The organism is Acidobacteriota bacterium (assembly GCA_016208495.1).
In the GTDB taxonomy this organism is placed as follows: domain Bacteria; phylum Acidobacteriota; class Blastocatellia; order Chloracidobacteriales; family Chloracidobacteriaceae; genus JACQXX01.
The window spans coordinates 112,793-129,550 of record JACQXX010000116.1 but is presented as its reverse complement, the minus strand read 5'-3'; the positions used below and the strand labels follow the sequence as shown (position 1 = coordinate 129,550).

Below are 16,758 nucleotides of genomic sequence, written 5' to 3'. Positions count from 1 at the left end.
CGGTAAATACCTTTAAAAGTTGAGGAAACTTGTATGAAAACGTTCAGTCTTTTCGGCCTGATGGTGTTTTTATTTGTTACTGGCACAATCGCTCAAGCCCAGGAACCATTTACATTACAGCCAGGGCGTGCTGGAGAAAGTTACCAGCAAAACATTTATCAAACGCTCCGTGAAGCCTACAAACTCCGACTGGAAAGCGGAACCATCACACCTGACTTTCAATGGAGCATTGTAACAGGGCAACTCCCCACGGGCCTGGAATTGACTCCTGATGGAACAATCGCCGGCGTCCCTCGGGAGTTTCGTAACACTCCATTTCCATTACGCGTCAGAGTAACTGACCTGGCACTTCGTGATGCGGAACCACTCGAAATTGAAATCTCGATTGCTGTTCAATCGCCGAAGATACGATTGGTTTCCTCGACGGCTCCCCGGTTGGTGCCAATTCCGCCTGAACCAATTGTACCAGTGAGAATAAATCAACCAGCACCAGCCGTCTTGACCACACCAGTTCCCCGCCGAAGCAACTCTCTGGAATCACCGACACCCGAAACCGAGGAGCAAAAAACAGTTCGAAAGCTCCAGATTTCGTTCTTTCGGCAAAGAACATCAGGTCAACAATTGACACAGAACCAATCTCCAACCAGTCCAGTAGCTTCCATTTTTGATGGGATAACTCGGCAATCCCCCTTCCCCTATTACACCAACACGCTCCAAACATTCTCGGTTAAAGTACAAGAAAAAGCTGATACTTCATCGGATACCACAACCGGGGCGCCTCTTCCCAAAAAACTGGTGAAGTTTCGCATTCTTGAAGGCGATGCCAAATTCAGAACGTCATCTGATGCGTATGAAGGCACCTCTGATGTCATGACCAACACGGAAGGCATTGCACTTGCGGACGTTAAATTGGGTGACCATCCTGGGATAGTGGTTATTCGGGCTGACGTAGTTGAAACAGACGAAGCCGAAACGGACACAATTTATTCCGATACCTTATACATTGTGGCCTGTGACCGATCCTTCTTCCGATATACAATGGAATTTGGAACAGAATTTAATCGCGATGAAAAAAATGAGTTTGGGAATCCATTCCTGTATGCTGGGCTGACCACTAACAGTTACCTTGGGCGTGGGTTTCATGGCCAGCTCGACGCCCGAGTTTCAAGTATCTCCCAACGAGAGAATCCAATGATGGAAGATGGCGCTTCACGCTTTGGGCTGATCCGACGCCAGGCAGGAGGGGATGAATTACCAGGCTTGTTCACTTCCAAAACAGCACTGGAGGTTGGACTAAGCGTCTTTGGAGACAGCTTTATACCACAAAAGCGGAGTCGGATAGCTGGGGTTGAGGGTTCGAAAGACGCACCAGATCGGATTACGTTTGGGCCGATTCTTAAATTCCAGTTTCGAACACCAACCAGTCGTGACAATCGCCCGTTTATAGGTGATTTGATGAATCCAACCACGGAACCATTACCTAAATCATTGATTAGCGAAGCATTTGTCGGTGTCAGGCTGGCAGCTTATCCCAAGAGATACATTGATCGGTGTGAGGGGTTCCAGAATGGTGATTGCCCGTTCAATCAAGACAATTCTGTGAATAAGGAAGATCAAAACCAAAAGGGTAAGGATAAGTCTCCGAGCTTTAGTGACCAATTTATCCTTACTGAAAGAAATCCTCTTCCGCTGGCTTACCTCAATATTATGTGGGGTGGGAGCAATCACTTAATCAATGAGAAGCGGACTTTTGTCAGGGATAACCAGGGTAATATTTTGTTTGACAGTAATCAGAATGCGTTGTTCTCACGGGGATCATTTAGCGGACGAATGATGCTGGAAGGATTCCTCAATATCCCGAGAACGCCGATTGGGCTACGATTCAACGCCAATATCGGCCCTGGCCGTGATGAGATTCGCTTTGGGGTCTTCACAAGAATTGATTTTGCCCGATTGGGAGGGGCTTTTAGTTTTCTAAATGCGGGAGGAGATTCTCAATAAGATCCAAAGGGTACCTTTCAGTAAATTCAAACCCACTCACTGAAATCCATTGCGTGTCAGAACGGCCATAAAAAGCTGTTCTGACACGCATTTTTTATTTTCTACTTTGAAGATGAACTTTTTTCTTGACATAGTGTAAAAACAACACTATTCTCTTCGTGTCAATAAAACACTAAGGTGGTGACATATGCAAACCCAGATTGGAACGGCTTCATTTGAAATTGGATACGGTTCAGTGATTGGCCGGGACCACACCGCCGTCAGTAAAAATTGCCAGGATGCCTGGCACTGTGCCGGCAACGAAACAGTTCTCGTCGCCGTGGTCTGTGATGGCTGCGGCAGTGGGAAACACAGCGAAGTCGGGGCCAAACTCGGGGCGCGTTTCCTGACTCAGGAAATTCTGAACCAAAGCACCGCTCAGGATGCGGAAATCTTGAGCACCTTGATTGTTTCAACCGAATTTTGGCACACCGTTCGGGAAGCAACCTTAAAGCAGCTTCAAGCCGTGGCATCGGCCCTGGGCGGTTCACTGGCTCAAGTTGTGAGCGATTACTTGTTGTTTACCGTGGTCGGAGTCGTGGTGACTCCGCTCAAAACCGTGGTTTTTTCCCTTGGAGACGGAGTGTATACCATCAATGGCGATGTGAAGACCATCGGCCCGTTTCCTGACAATATGCCTCCGTACCTGGCCTATGGGCTGGTCAATTCGTCGCTGGCAACGTCAAACCCGGATCGGCTGCACTTCTCCATTGAAGCCGTCAGACCAACCGCTGAAGTTCAATCAGTGTTGATCGCAACCGATGGCCTCGAAGAGGTGCTTCGTTCCACCACCTGCAAATTGCCGGGAAAAAGTGATGTCGTTGGTTCACTGAGTCAGTTTTGGGAAGCCGACCACTACTTTTCAAACCCGGATGCCATCCGCCGCAAACTTTCGCTGATGAATGTTGAGAGCCGCCGTCCAGATTGGGAAAACCGGCGCATGCTCAAAGAACCCGGTTTGCTTTCAGATGACACAACGCTGGTGGTGATTCGGAAAAAGAGTGAGTAGTGAGTAGCGCGTAGCGAGTAGTCAACCAGGCAGGTGCTTTGCCTCTCAAAAATTGTCCAGTGTTTTGTCCTCCAACCTTTCGAGGTGGGTGTTATGGAAGTCCTTTTAAATGGAAAACGAACCAAATTGAATCCGGCCCAGTCAATTGGCAAAGGTGGCGAAGCTGATGTGTTCAATATTGGGCAAAATCGAGCGCTCAAGATTTTTAAAAACGCGTCACATCCTGACTACCACGGGCTCCCTCACGAACAACAGGCCGCCCAGGAACGGCTGGCGGTTCATCAGGAAAAGCTCAAAGCCTTTCCGTGTTCGTTACCAGCCCGGATTGTCAAACCTGAAGACCTGGCCACTGACCTGACTGGAAAACAAATTGTCGGGTATTCGATGAAATTTCTGGCCGGAGGCGAATTGTTGCTGCGCTACAGTGACCGCAACTTCCGTCAGGCTGGGATCACGAATGAATCAGTGATCAGTATTTTCAAAGACTTACACACCACAGTGGGCGATTTGCATCGCTCAGGCGTTGTGATTGGCGACTTTAATGACCTGAATGTGATGGTGCTTGGGACAGAAGCCAATTTGATTGACGCCGACAGCTTTCAGTTCGGCAAATTTTTCTGTCAGGTGTTCACCCAACGGTTCGTAGACCCGTTGCTCTGTGACCCACAGGCACAAAGCCTGATGTTATTTCGTCCGCACACGGCTGATTCCGACTGGTATGCCTTCGCGGTCATGCTGATGCAGTGTTTGCTGTTTGTTGACCCGTACGGAGGCATCTACAAACCCAAGGGCGGAAGCAAACCAGCCGTTCCACACGATTTGCGACCATTGCACCGGATCACAGTGTTTCACCCGGCGGTCCGGTATCCGAAACCCGCGACCCCCTACAAAGTATTGCCGGATGAGCTGTTACAGTACTTTCATCTGGTCTTTGAAAAAGATTCACGCGGCCAGTTCCCGGTTGATCTGCTTGATACGTTACGCTGGACAACCTGCACAGCTTGCAATACCGAACACGCCCGGATGGTCTGTCCAAACTGTGCTCAGGCCGCGCCGGCAGCCGTGAAATCAGTCACGGTCATTCGTGGGACGGTCACTGCCACTCAATTGTTTACAACGCGTGGCCGGATTTTAGCGGTTGAATACCAGAATGGTGACCTGCGCTGGCTGGTTCACGAAAATGGCACCTATCGCCGGGAAGATGGCGGCACGGTGCTGCACGGTGGACTCGATCCCAAAATGGGCTTTGCGCTCTGTGGAAACCGAACATTGCTGGCTCGGGATGGCTTGCTGCTGACACTCACCCCGGATAATCCGCACATTGATCGGCTCAGTGTGGATATGTTCCATAACCAGCCAGCAGTGGCGGCGACCGAAAGTGCCCGGTACTGGATTACCAGCGGGCAGTTAATGCGGGATGGCAACTATGGGCCAGAGCTAGTCGGCGAAGTCCTCACCGGTCAAACTCAATTTTGGGTTGGTTCAAAATTCGGGTTTGGATTGTATCGAGCTGGTGAACTGAGTGTTGCGTTCACTTTTCACACCACCCAGCCTGGACTCAACGACAATATCAGCCTGCCGAAATTTCGTGGGCAACTGCTGGAAGCCAACTGTCTGTTCACGGATGACCGGGCGTGGTTTTTCACTTCAGAAAACATTCAGGGCCGAACCGTCAACCGCTGCACGGTGATCCGGCCCAACGGAACAATTGAAGCCACGGCGGAAGCCGAAGCCGGTGATGGAAGCTGGCTTTCAACGCTTCGCGGAAAATGCGCGGTTGGAAATTTTCTGCTCGTTGCCACCGATGATGGCATTATTCGAATGGAGCCAAAGTTTAACCAGATACTCAAAACCCGTGAATTTCCTGATACCGAAAGTTTTGTGGATGCCGGATGTCAACTGATTGCTGGTCGCCAGGGTCTGTATGTGGTGACATCACAGGAAATTCGATTGTTGGAATTGAAGGCTGGAGGCTAAGGGCTTGAGGCGACCAAAGGGATGAGGAATGAAATTCTTCAGCCCGATGTTTTCAGCCCCAAGCCCTCAGCCCCAAGCCCTCAGCCCCAAGCCTTCAGCCCTCAATTTAAGGAGCCCTTTTATGATGAATACTCAAATGAAACCCCAAATCCAGATGTTACCGGTTCCGGACCACTATGACTTCAAGCACGCCCAACGGCCTGAATTCAACGTCAATGACGCCAATACCCTGATTCGCAAAGCCGAAATCTGGAAGCAAAAACACGGATTGAAACCGGTTGGAAGCGATAAAACCAAAGTTCATATGCTGGTCATTGACGATCAGGTGGACTTTACCTTCCCGTCAGGGTCGCTTTTTGTGGCTGGTCGCTCAGGAACGGGCGCGATGGATGCCCAAAACAACCTGGTGCAGTTCATTTATCGCTATATTCATGTGTTGTCGCAGATTACGTGTACGATGGACACCCACCTGCCCTATCAGGTGTTTTTCACCAGTGCTCACCTGCGTGACGACGGGAGCCATCCGGATGCCCACACCATCGTTTCAGCCGATGAATACCGGCGCGGCAAGTTCCAGCCAAATCCAGCTATGGCCAAACAACTCGGAGCGGATGTGATGTGGCTCCGGCGGCAGTTTATTCACTACTGCGAACAGCTCGAAGCCAGCGGCAAGTACCAGCTTTATTTGTGGCCGTATCACTGTCTGCTTGGATCAAACGGACACCGGCTGGCAGGGGTGGTCGAGGAAGCCCGGTTGTTTCATAGCTTTGCGCGAGGTGCGGAAAATCGCCCCGAAATTAAAGGCGGCAATCCGCTGACGGAGCACTATTCGATTTTTGCTCCGGAAGTGACAACCTGTTGGGATAGTCGCCCAATTCCCGGTGCCCAAAAGAACACCCACCTGGTCAAAACCCTGATGGAAGCCGATGTCGTGCTGATGGCTGGTTTGGCTTCGAGCCACTGTGTACGCGGCAGCATCGCGGATTTCCTGGGTGAAATTCAGCGCCAGGATCCAAAGCTGGCGAAGAAAGTTTACATTTTGCGTGACTGCACGGCGGCGGTGGTGGTCCCAGGTGGGCCCGATTTTACCGACGAAGCCGAACGGGCCTTCCAAAACTTCAAGGATGCCGGAATGCACATCGTCAATTCAACTGACCCGATTGAAAGCTGGCCGGAAATCCAGGCCACGGGATTGTGCTAATCAGGGTTCAGGGTTCGGGGTTCAGGGTTTAGTGCCTGGTGTTTAGGAACTGCTACTTTCGAAGTACTAAATACCAGTCACCAAGAACAGTTTTTTCAGAAAGGACCTACTTTTATGTCAAACGGAATACCAAATTTGAGCAATCTTTTTCAAAATGCACTTGATGACGGCGTGCTTTCTCCTCAATCGTTTCAGGCGTTGAATCTGGTTGATATCGGTGCCCAAATCCAGGCCGGACTCGGTATCTCGGTCAATAATATCAATGCCAGCGAAGTCGTGCTGGTAACGATGATGGTGGACGATTCCGGATCAATCCGATTTGGGAAAAACACCCAGCACGTTCGTGATGGTCACAACGCCGTGTTGCAGGCACTGATGGCGTCAAAGCAAAACAACAACATTTTGGCGCATACCGGGTATTTGAATGGCTATGTGCTCTTCCCGTACCTGCCACTGGCAACCGTGGACGAAGCTGAAAAGAACCGCAGCGGTAAAATTGTCTACGTTCGGAACAAAGAAGTTCAAGATCTGACGCCAAAAAACTATAACCCAAACCTCGGAACACCGCTCTATGATCAATCGGTGGTGCTGCTTGGGCGGGTTCTGGCCAAATACCAGGAATTTGCCGATGGTGGTGTGAGTTGCCGCACGGTGACGCTCATTATCACCGATGGCGCTGACGAACATTCAACCAAGGCCAAGGCCAAAAATGTAAAATCACTGGTGGATGACCTCCTTGGTGAAAAACACATTGTGGCGGCCATGGGCATTTCAGATGGCTACACTGATTTTCGCAAAGTCTTTAAGGAAATGGGGATCCGGGATGAATGGATTTTGACGCCGGGCAACAGCGCCCAGGAAATCCGGCAGGCATTCCAGGTCTTTTCACAATCAGCCGTCCGGGCCAGTCAAGGTGCGGCCAGCTTTAGCAAGACAGCCGCGGGTGGTTTTTTCTGTGTACCGTAACAGGGCTTGGGGCTTGGTCAAGTCCGGGGGCCTTCAAAACAGAGGATGAATATGAATCAGATTGAAGTTCAGGAAATTCGATTTTATCGAGTCAATGATGAATTTGGGTGCTTTTCAAATTTTTCAGCGCACTCGTTCAAATTAAAAGACAAAGTCTGGCCCACGGTTGAGCACTACTTTCAAGCCCAGAAGTTTGCTGGAACCGAGCATGAGAAAACCATTCGATTGATTGCGTCGCCGATGATTGCCGCGAGGCAAGGTCGGGATCGCAAGAAACCGCTTCGCAAGGATTGGGAATCGGTTAAAACCTCGATCATGCGTGAAGCAGTGTTTGCCAAGTTCACGCAACACGAAGACCTGAAACAGATTTTACTGAACACAGGCGACGCGAAATTGATTGAAGACTCCCCGCGAGATTCCTACTGGGGTTGTGGAAAATCTGGAAACGGTCTCAATATGCTTGGTCAGATTTTGATGAGCATCCGGGAAGAAATCAGAAGGAATGAAGAAACAATCCAGTGATTAGTGGTTAGTGGTTAGCGGTTAGAAATCAATATGAAGAAACAATCCAGTGATTAGTGGTTAGTGGTTAGTGGTTAGAAATCAATACTTTCGAAGAAGAATCAGGAACCAAGAACTAACCACTAACCACTAATCACTAACCACTAATCACTAACCACTAACCACTTTCTTCATTCTGCCTTTAAAAAGGAGCGGTTATGTTTGGCATTCGATACATCAAAGCGCAGCCAACGACTTATATATTCCAATATCGAAACGGCAAAATTGTGCGCCAGGGCGGCGGGTTGTCGTTTTTCTGCTATGCGCCGACCACGACGCTGGTCGCGGTGCCGCTGGCGAGTACCGATGTGCCGTTCATTTTTGAAGAAGCCTCCGGCGACTTTCAGGAAATCAGCATCCAGGGTCAGGTGACGTACCGCATTTCTGATCCACTCAAAACATCACAACTCCTGAATTTCACGATTGATCCGGCCCACCAACAGTATGTCTCCGACGATCCGGAAAAACTTTCGCAACGGGTGATCAACGTAGTCAAAGTATTGACCCGCAAAGAATTGCGGAGTCTATCACTTCGCGAGGCGTTGCGTTCATCTGACCAGATTGTTCAACAGGTGCAGGCGGGTTTGCCAAAATCAACTGAAATTGCTTCGCTTGGGTTGGAAATTTTGGGATTGTCCATTCTGGCGATTAAACCGACGCCAGACACCGCTCGGGCGCTTGAGGCCGAGACTCGCGAAAAACTCCTGATGGAAGCCGATGACGCCATTTATTCGCGCCGGAACGCTGCCGTCGAACAGGAACGCCGCATTCGTGAAAATGAATTAAACACCGAATTGGCGATCCAGGAAAAACAACGTCAACTGGGTGAAGCCAAAATGGCCTCCAAGATCGCCCTCGAAGTCCAAAATAAAGAGCTTGTTTCGCTCTCAGTTGAAAACCAGAAGAATCAATCGGATGCGCAAGCCTACGCGATTTCAACCATGATGAATGCCATTTCAGGTGCGGATCCAAAGGTTGTCCAGGCACTGGCCAGCGTTGGAATGAAACCGAATCAATTGATGGCGCTTGCCTTCCAGGGATTAGCCGACAAAGCCGACAAAATTGGCCAGCTCAACGTGAGCCCCGATTTGCTGCGTGAATTGATGGATAAACGGTGACGGGATGAGGGTTCCGGGTTCTTTAAGGGATGAGGGATGAAGGATGAGGGATGAAAAAAATCACCTTGTCACCTTGTCACTTTGTCACCTTGTCACCTTGTCAGGGTTCCGGGTCTTCGAATTTATGTCCTTTCCGTCCTTTCCGTCCCTTTCGTCCCTTTTGTTTTTTTCTGAACCCTGAACCCTGAACCTCATATGAAACAGCGTCTTACCGAAAACAAACTCATCCTGATCAAGCGGCGGACACGCCTCGATGAGATGATTGTGCGCTATAACACGGTCAACCAGGCCAGGTTTTACATCGAGCACCAGAACGCTGATTTTTCTGACTATCAGGCCGAACACGATCAATACAATGAAGCACTTCGCACAACTGAAAACCTGTTGGGTGAATTGGGTCGGGTTCAGACGGTGGATCGTGCCTTTCTGCCCAATTTTATTTTCGGCAAGGACGACACGATTGTGGTACTGGGGCAGGATGGACTCGTGGCCAACACGGTTAAATATGCGCCGGCACTTCCGATCATCGGTGTCAATCCGGATCCGAAACGCTGGGATGGCGTGTTGCTTCCCTTTACCGTCAAGGATCTACCAAAAATTGTGCCGGAAGTTTTCACCCAGCGTCGCCAATTTCAGGAAGTTTCGATGGCCAAAGCCCAGCTCAACAACGGCCAGGCGCTCTATGCCGTCAACGATTTTTTCGTTGGAGTGAAATCGCACACTTCGGCACGATACATGCTCCAAATCGGAAATCAAAAAGAACAGCAATCATCAAGCGGCGTCATCATTTCGACCGGGCTTGGGTCTACGGGTTGGTTTACCAGCCTGATGCGTGGTGCGCTGGAGGTTGCGTCTCGGATTTCAGGCCAAACGCTTTCACATCAATACTTTCAGAAACTAAGCTGGGATGCCGACATGCTGTACTACACCGTCCGCGAGCCATTCCCCAGCAAAACTTCTTCGACCAGCCTTGTTTTTGGCGCCATTACCCCAGCGACCCCACTCAAACTGATTTCCCAAATGTCCGAAAGCGGTGTGATCTTCAGCGATGGCATTGAACGTGACTTCCTTGAATTCAATTCTGGAACTCAGGCCACCATCACGCTGGCTGAGGAAAAAGGGCATTTGATTGTGTGAACTTTAGGGAGCGTTAAAAAACAACTTCCCGATTTTCATTTGGGTCGTGACAAAAGCTCAGACCCCATTGAAGTCTTTGGATTTCTTTTTCGTGTTTTTCGTGTATTTCGTGGTTTCCTGTTCTGAAATTGGATCTCTCCGGGTGACTTTCGATAAAAACGGGAAGTTGTATTTTTACAGTCCCTTAGGGCTCAGGGCTGAAGTTCCAGGGACCAAAAACCAGGGAACAGACACTATTCTCACACGGAGCCGCCTTATGCCTGGACAAGTGATATTGCCTCCGACACATCTCCAAATTGATGGACCACTGGTCTTTCTGGCCGGACCGATTCAGGGTGCCCACTGGCAGGATACTGCCATTGAGTACCTGAGCAGGATTGCCCCAGACCTGCATATTGCCAGCCCGCGCCGGACTTATTTTGATGGCGAATTTGTCTATGAAGCTCAGGTTGATTGGGAAACTACTTTTCTGAGGCGAGCCGCACAAAACGGGGTTGTCATGTTTTGGCTTGCCAAAGAAGTTCACCATCAGTGCGACCGGGCGTTTGCCCAAACTACCCGGTTTGAACTGGGTGAGTGGAAAGTTCGCCACGAACAGACAGCCTGCAAACTTGTGGTTGGCATTGAAGATGGATTTACCAATGCGCGCTACATTCGCCGCCGATTCGCTCAGGATTGTCCATCCATCACAATTTTCGACTCACTGGAAGCAACCTGCCGTCAGGTGGTAAAAGAACTCTTTGAATGAAGAATTGGGAATTGAGAATGAAGAATGAAGAATGAAATCCCAGGTTTGTGATATTTTTTTGGTGCTTTGTTCCGTCATTTTGTCATCTTGTCACCTTGTCACCCTGTCACCCTGTCACCCTGTCACTTTGTCATCTTGTCACCTGTCACCTTGTCATTTCACCATATGTCATTTGCCTACGAATATGAGCGGCCAAGTTTAGCGGTTGATTGTGTTGTCTTTGGGTTGGATACCAACGATCTGAAAGTGATGCTCATTGAACGCGGCGTCCCTCCGTTTCAGGGACATTGGGCATTACCGGGCGGGTTCGTCAAACCCGAAGAACCCCTCGAAACCGCCGCGATGCGTGAACTTCAGGAAGAAACCGGGATCGAACAGGCATTTCTGGAACAGCTTTATACCTTTGGCGACAAAGACCGGGACCCACGTGGCTGGACGGTAACCGTTGCCTATTATGCTCTGGTCAATTTGTCGGACCATACTATCCAGGCCACAACTGATGCCCACGATGCTCGCTGGTTTTCAGTGGATGACCTTCCGCCACTGGCATTTGACCACGACAAAATCTTCAAAGTGGCGCTGGAGCGATTGCGCGGAAAGCTTCGTTACCAGCCGATTGGATTTGAACTCCTGCCCAAAAAATTCACCCTGTCCCAACTTCAAAAACTGTATGAAATTGTGCTTAAACAGGAGCTGGATAAGCGCAACTTCCGCAAAAAAATCCTCAGCATGGAACTCCTGATTGACCTCAACGAAACCCAAAAAGATGTTGCCCACCGCGCCGCCCGGCTCTATTCCTTTGACGAAACCCGCTATTTTCAATTGAAGGAACACGGATTCAATTTTGAAATTTAGGGATGAGGGCTGAAGACTTTGGGCTGAAGACAACGGGCTCAGGGCTGAAGAGCTGGTTTTATTTCATCCCTCATCCTTCATCCCTCATCCCTTTCTGTGCCCCGAGCTTGCGAGTCTTCAGCCCTAAATATATTGACTGGCTTCAAGCACCTGAATGGCCCGGCGAAAGACTTCCTGGGGAGTAATGTTCTGCATACAACGGTGATCAATCGGACATTTTCTGAGCATACATGGCGCACAATGCACCAGATTGCGAATCAGGTGGGCATGCGGAGAAAACGGACTGATCATATTTGGGTTTGTTGGGCCAAAAATCGTCAGGAGCGGGCGGTCCAGTGCGGCGGTGACATAGGCCGGACCAGTGTCATTGGAAATCACCAGCGAACACCACGTCAAAAAGGCAATGCTTTCGGCCAGGGTGGTGGTACCGGTCAGAACCCGAATCGCTGATTTGTGCCGCGAATACTCAACCACGGCCTGAGAAATCTCGGTTTCATTCGCAGCACCAATCAGACACACTTCCAGGTCACCTCGCTCAATGAGTTGGTCAACCAGGGATGCAAAATAGTCGGTTGGCCACCGTTTGGCTTCGCTATTGGTGGCACCTGGGTTGATGGCAATCCATTGTCGGTCTGGATTCAGTCCTCTTTCAATCAAAGTTGAGCGAATCGCCTCACGTTTTTCTGTTGGAATTCGGAGCTGATAGGCTGGTGCATTAAAATTAACCTGGGTCTGGCCGGTGAGATATTCTTCATATCGGGAGACCAGGTCCAGATAATAATAAATCTGGTGTTTTCTGAGAGTTGCCGGTTCGAGTGGGACCGCGCTGGTTAACAACAGCCGTCGGGCATCGGTCGGAAATCCAACCCGAACCGGCACCCGGGCGCAAAACATCAAGGCGGCGGCTTCAAAAGCATTTTGAAATAAAATTGCCCGATCAAACTTGCGTGCTTTGATCTTTTGGACACAGGTCCAAAACGATTCGCTTTGACTATCATAGGTCAGAAGATCGTCAACCAGCCCCGTACCTTCAAAAATACCAGTCACCCAGGGCCGAACCAGCAACGTCAAGCGCGACTCGGGAAAAATGCGGCGGAGTTCGCGCAGGGCTGGAATGGTGATGATGCTATCGCCCACCCAGTTGGTGCCGCGAATGCAAATGTTTTCAGACATAGTAGGGTTTGGGATTTAGGATTTGAGATTTGGAGCATTCTATCGGAAAACAGAGCCCTGCATAGTATCAAACTCAGCACACGAACCCTGATGGAGCATGAATTATGGCGTTCTGGTTGAATCTGGTTGAAAAGATGGCGCACGATTATGTTTCGCTCAAAGATCGGGGCGGGCGGGAAAAGGCGGTCTATCAGATCGTGACCGACTGGCTCGAACTGCTCAAGCGAGATGACGTGTCCGGTGCTGAAGTGGTCGCATTGGTGAGCCGTGCTGAAAGCGCGCGCCCGACGTGCCATGACTTTTCTGAGTACCTGGCTGATCAGCTTCGGGCGTGGGCAATCTCAGCCGGGTTCATTCCCGAGCACCAGCCGGAAGCCATTCAACCACTGGACTTTCTCAAGCCGGGTGAGTTCCCTGGTGCAACTGTGCGTTGGAAAACGACTGGTGCTGCCCGATACGTGAAACAAAGTTCGTGTCCATCACGATTCGCAATCGTCTCGCTTGAAATTTTTCCGGCTTCAGATAGTCAGAACTGCCAGTTACGGTGGTATGTTACAGGGGATCAACTCCCGCCTGAGTTTCGACCAGCCGTCAAAGAAGCCATTGAAACATATCAGCGTAAGTACATAGAAACTGAAAAAGTATCCGTGATGTTTGATGTTGCCGTGATATTTGGCCGGTATCACGAAGTAGACAGCAATCCCTTTTCATTTAAGATCGCAACCAGAATGGCCCTTCAAAAAGCTTTTGAGGCCAATCAGGTAAAACTGATTCAAGGAAGGTGACCCAATTTTCTTTTGATAAATTTAAATGTGAATCCTGGTAATTTACCCTCGATCTCTTCGCTAAAAATTGCAAAATTCAGTGAACCTTTTTATTATCTGCTGGCTCGTTGATCAGCTAACAGTTCTCATCATTGCTCAATTGAGTTGATTTCCTTAACAACTTTATTTATCCAGGTATAAAAAATCAGCCTGCATCGCTGTAAGATGTAGCCTCTGCTTGTGTTCAGCCGTCTGAAGGAGCCCTGCACCTGTGCAGATATTTCTAAAAGTGCTTATCATCATTGTGTTAGGGGGTGGATTGTTCTTCACCTGGTATGGGGTTACGACCACCAATTCGCTTGAAGGACACACCCAGGTCGTTGCTTCCGCAGCCCGGCTGGCCATTTCCCCTGAACCTGAGTTTACCTCCCGCCTCGATACCTTCCGCAAGCATTTAGCTGCCGCTGACCCTGACACGTCACGCTATCCAAAAACCTGGGCCGCCCTCTCTGGGTTGGTTGAAAAACGTGACAAATTGCAATTAGAAAAATTGACCCAAACCTCGTCCAGTGAAAATATTTTTTCAGTTGCTGAACCATTGCTGGCTGCCTGTGAACAGGAAGCCAGGGTGGTGCAAACACAGGAAACGGCGGCCATGCAACAGCGCTTGCTGGTAATGAGTGGTTGCTTTTGGAGTATTGTGACGATTATTGGACTGGGATTATGGGCCTATCGCCAACACCTGATCCGACAACTGGGAAAGTATAGTTTGTCCCCTCCCCGTTCATTGTCTGAAGCACTCTCCAACCTGATTGAGAGTTTCGAAAGTTTACAACGCGACGTGCAGGCCCGTGAACGACAGGCCCTGGATTTGGCCTTGATGCAGCGTCGGATCAAAATGCAAACCTCCTCTGGTAGCTTTGAGCCAGTGAACACACCGCTTCCGGCCCCTCCAACGAGTAAAACCGCCCCCCTCAAAGCACCAGCCTTGAAACCACCGCCCAGCAGCCTGGAAACGATCAAGACTTCGCCGGCGGAAACACCTGCTCCCTCACCAGTTTCGCCTCCTTTACCGGAGCCGTATTTCCCTCTCGCCCATAGTCAATCATCCGAAAAATTTCCCCCAGTCCCCAGCAACAGTTCGGTGCCAGCATTTACCTTATCTACTGAAGAGTCACCGACAGTCCCTCCCGCCAGGACACCAACCCAGGATCCTGGTGCTGATATTGGGTCCGCCAAGTATGCCCGGCTTGCCGATAGCATTGGAGGGTTTATTCTGGGAGATACCACTGATCCGGCAATGGTGCCACGGATTCCAATTGGGTCAGGTCAGTTCAGCCAGCTCGAACAGCTTCAACGGCAAAATGGAATGCTGGTGTCAATTGCCTTGCAGGATGTGGAGTTGTTTCAACATATCTACATCAAACCGGAAGTGGTTTTAGAAGCCGCACTCCAGAACATTGTCAATTTATTGCTTCGATGCCGGGTTCGACCGGCTGAAATCGCCATCGAGTACGATACCGTTTACTGGTATATTCCAGCCGAAGTTGATATCTCACCGTCTGAGATCGAATCATTTTTGCTCAATGCTTATCGGGATAGTGTGTTTGTGTTTGGAGACCGCCAATTGGAATTGCCTGAGATTTCAATTACCGTGCCGCCTCGTGGTTCATTTTTCGGGATTCATTAGTTACTGAAAAGGGTAGAAGCGTTCTCATGTTTTTAGATAATTCAGTTTTTACGTATAAAGACATTATCAATGAATTGCGGGATATGACGCTGAGCGGGGAAAGCGATTTGCACCTGCAGGCCGATACCCCGCCCTATAAACGGAACCTCCAGCGCGAATTAGAAGATCTCGAAGGGCGCATTGAAGGCATTCCCCAACGCATCATCTCAGAGCAGGTTCTGTTTGAGTTGGCGTACCTGGTATGCCGGGGGACACCCTTTACTGAGCGTCTCCGGGCCCTGGCAGCTTACACTCGCCATCTTCGGTCAAAATATCGGAGTTTGTCAGTTGACCTGGATTTGGAGTACGAGGATCCCAACCCGCTCCAACCGGATGAACTCCTCCCCGATGAACCCGAGGATTCGCTCCTTCCGGAACGATATGAACCGTCACAGGTCACCACTCAGATGCTGGTCTTCCAGCCGTTTGACGTAGCATTTGATGTTTTAACCTGTGATGAAGACGGGAATGAAATCAAGGGACGGTATCGGGTGCATGTATACCGATCAGAACCGGTTACCCCGCTTGGCTCTGGGTTATGCCTGTCTTTCCGACGGATCTGGCCGGTGTTGCCAACACTCAAACAGCTCCGGTTTTCACCAGCCGCCGGGTCGCTTGTCTACGATCTGATGAATGGCACCATCAGCAGTGGGTTGATCCTGGTGGTTGGATCAACTGGCTCGGGAAAATCAACCACGGTGGGGGCCATGCTTGAAGCGGTAAATGATCGCCTTCCGGTCAATATCACCCTGTTTGAAGATCCACCCGAATACCGATTTACCAACCGTCGGGCGCGATTCAGGCAGATTTATGTCGGGCGCGACGTCGGAAGTTATACCGAAGGTGCCAGGCATGCGCTTCGTCAGGATCCAGACATCATTGTGGTCGGTGAAATCCGAGACGAAGATATGGCCAATCAGGCGCTGGCGATGGCCAAAACCGGACACATGGTAATTGGGACCATGCATTCCTCAACCAATGCGCCCGCTGCCCTGCTGAAATTTCTCCAAATGACTGGCGATGATTACTTTTCAATCAGCAACCATTTGCAGGCAATCATTGCCCAAAAGATCTTGCCGCCCAAACATCGGTATTCAATTGATGAAAACGGAGTCCAGCAGGCAACGCTGCCGGTGCTGATTCAAGAAGTCATGCGTCCGACCAAAAACAAACAAATTCAGGCTTTACTCAGAACCCAAAGCGATGACCCGTATGCCTACTATATGGCCATCGGAACTGAGAATACCGAGACCTTGATCCTGGAAGAATCCTTTGGCTCGGCCTTAAAAAATGCAGTTGAGCAAAGTTTGATTTACAACAGCATGGTTTTAAAAGCTGCCGAACGGGACGAAGACGCCGCCATCGGAGGCTCCTACCGGAAATCAAGTCGGATGTCAGGAAAACATAAGGCGCCAGAGTTTTTGCGAAATCGAAATCAAAAAACAGGCCCCCTTGATACTCCGGAACAGTAAGATTCACC

General features: G+C 49.9%; 14 protein-coding genes. 13 read left to right on the top strand and 1 reads right to left on the bottom strand.

Annotated features, from left to right (window positions below; translation table 11 throughout):
• Positions 1–33 precede the first annotated feature (33 nt).
• The 10 genes from HY774_24430 (at position 34) to HY774_24385 (ending at position 11,612) form a co-directional block, all read left to right on the top strand.
• Positions 34–2,001 carry a hypothetical protein gene (locus HY774_24430; protein ID MBI4751641.1) on the top strand — a complete coding sequence of 656 codons (1,968 nt, stop codon included), beginning with the start codon at positions 34–36 and terminating at the stop codon, positions 1,999–2,001.
• A 187-nt stretch (positions 2,002–2,188) separates the two neighbouring features.
• Positions 2,189–3,049, top strand: coding sequence for a protein phosphatase 2C domain-containing protein (locus HY774_24425; GenBank protein ID MBI4751640.1), 861 nt, complete (start codon positions 2,189–2,191; stop codon positions 3,047–3,049).
• Positions 3,050–3,142: 93 nt separating this feature from the next.
• Positions 3,143–5,026: a hypothetical protein gene (locus HY774_24420; GenBank protein ID MBI4751639.1), complete on the top strand. Its 1,884-nt coding sequence runs from the start codon at positions 3,143–3,145 to the stop codon at positions 5,024–5,026.
• A 136-nt stretch (positions 5,027–5,162) separates the two neighbouring features.
• Positions 5,163–6,227, top strand: a complete 1,065-nt coding sequence (locus tag HY774_24415) for a nicotinamidase (protein MBI4751638.1) — start codon at positions 5,163–5,165, stop codon at positions 6,225–6,227.
• Between the two features lie 114 nt (positions 6,228–6,341).
• Positions 6,342–7,193: a hypothetical protein gene (locus HY774_24410; protein MBI4751637.1), complete on the top strand. Its 852-nt coding sequence runs from the start codon at positions 6,342–6,344 to the stop codon at positions 7,191–7,193.
• A 51-nt stretch (positions 7,194–7,244) separates the two neighbouring features.
• The gene (locus tag HY774_24405) at positions 7,245–7,715 is read left to right on the top strand and encodes an NADAR family protein (GenBank protein ID MBI4751636.1); all 471 of its coding nucleotides are present in this window, start codon (positions 7,245–7,247) and stop codon (positions 7,713–7,715) included.
• 197 nt (positions 7,716–7,912) lie between these two features.
• Positions 7,913–8,872, top strand: coding sequence for an SPFH domain-containing protein (locus HY774_24400; protein ID MBI4751635.1), 960 nt, complete (start codon positions 7,913–7,915; stop codon positions 8,870–8,872).
• Positions 8,873–9,067: 195 nt separating this feature from the next.
• A complete protein-coding gene (locus tag HY774_24395) occupies positions 9,068–10,009 on the top strand; it encodes a sugar kinase (GenBank protein MBI4751634.1) in 942 nt (313 codons plus the stop codon).
• A gap of 256 nt (positions 10,010–10,265) precedes the next feature.
• Positions 10,266–10,757: a hypothetical protein gene (locus tag HY774_24390; GenBank protein ID MBI4751633.1), complete on the top strand. Its 492-nt coding sequence runs from the start codon at positions 10,266–10,268 to the stop codon at positions 10,755–10,757.
• A 165-nt stretch (positions 10,758–10,922) separates the two neighbouring features.
• The gene (locus tag HY774_24385) at positions 10,923–11,612 is read left to right on the top strand and encodes an NUDIX hydrolase (protein MBI4751632.1); all 690 of its coding nucleotides are present in this window, start codon (positions 10,923–10,925) and stop codon (positions 11,610–11,612) included.
• Positions 11,613–11,735: 123 nt separating this feature from the next.
• Here the strand turns inward: HY774_24385 and waaF are convergent, their stop codons facing one another.
• A complete protein-coding gene (gene waaF, locus HY774_24380) occupies positions 11,736–12,785 on the bottom strand; it encodes a lipopolysaccharide heptosyltransferase II (protein MBI4751631.1) in 1,050 nt (349 codons plus the stop codon).
• A gap of 104 nt (positions 12,786–12,889) precedes the next feature.
• Here waaF and HY774_24375 point away from each other — a divergent pair, with 104 nt between their 5' ends.
• From HY774_24375 to tadA, 3 genes are all read left to right on the top strand, one after another.
• Entirely contained in the window at positions 12,890–13,570 is a 681-nt protein-coding gene (locus HY774_24375) for a hypothetical protein (GenBank protein MBI4751630.1), read from the top strand.
• 250 nt (positions 13,571–13,820) lie between these two features.
• Complete coding sequence (locus HY774_24370) at positions 13,821–15,239, top strand: hypothetical protein (protein MBI4751629.1); 1,419 nt, start codon at positions 13,821–13,823, stop codon at positions 15,237–15,239.
• A gap of 26 nt (positions 15,240–15,265) precedes the next feature.
• A complete protein-coding gene (gene tadA / locus HY774_24365) occupies positions 15,266–16,750 on the top strand; it encodes a Flp pilus assembly complex ATPase component TadA (GenBank protein MBI4751628.1) in 1,485 nt (494 codons plus the stop codon).
• Positions 16,751–16,758 lie beyond the last annotated feature (8 nt).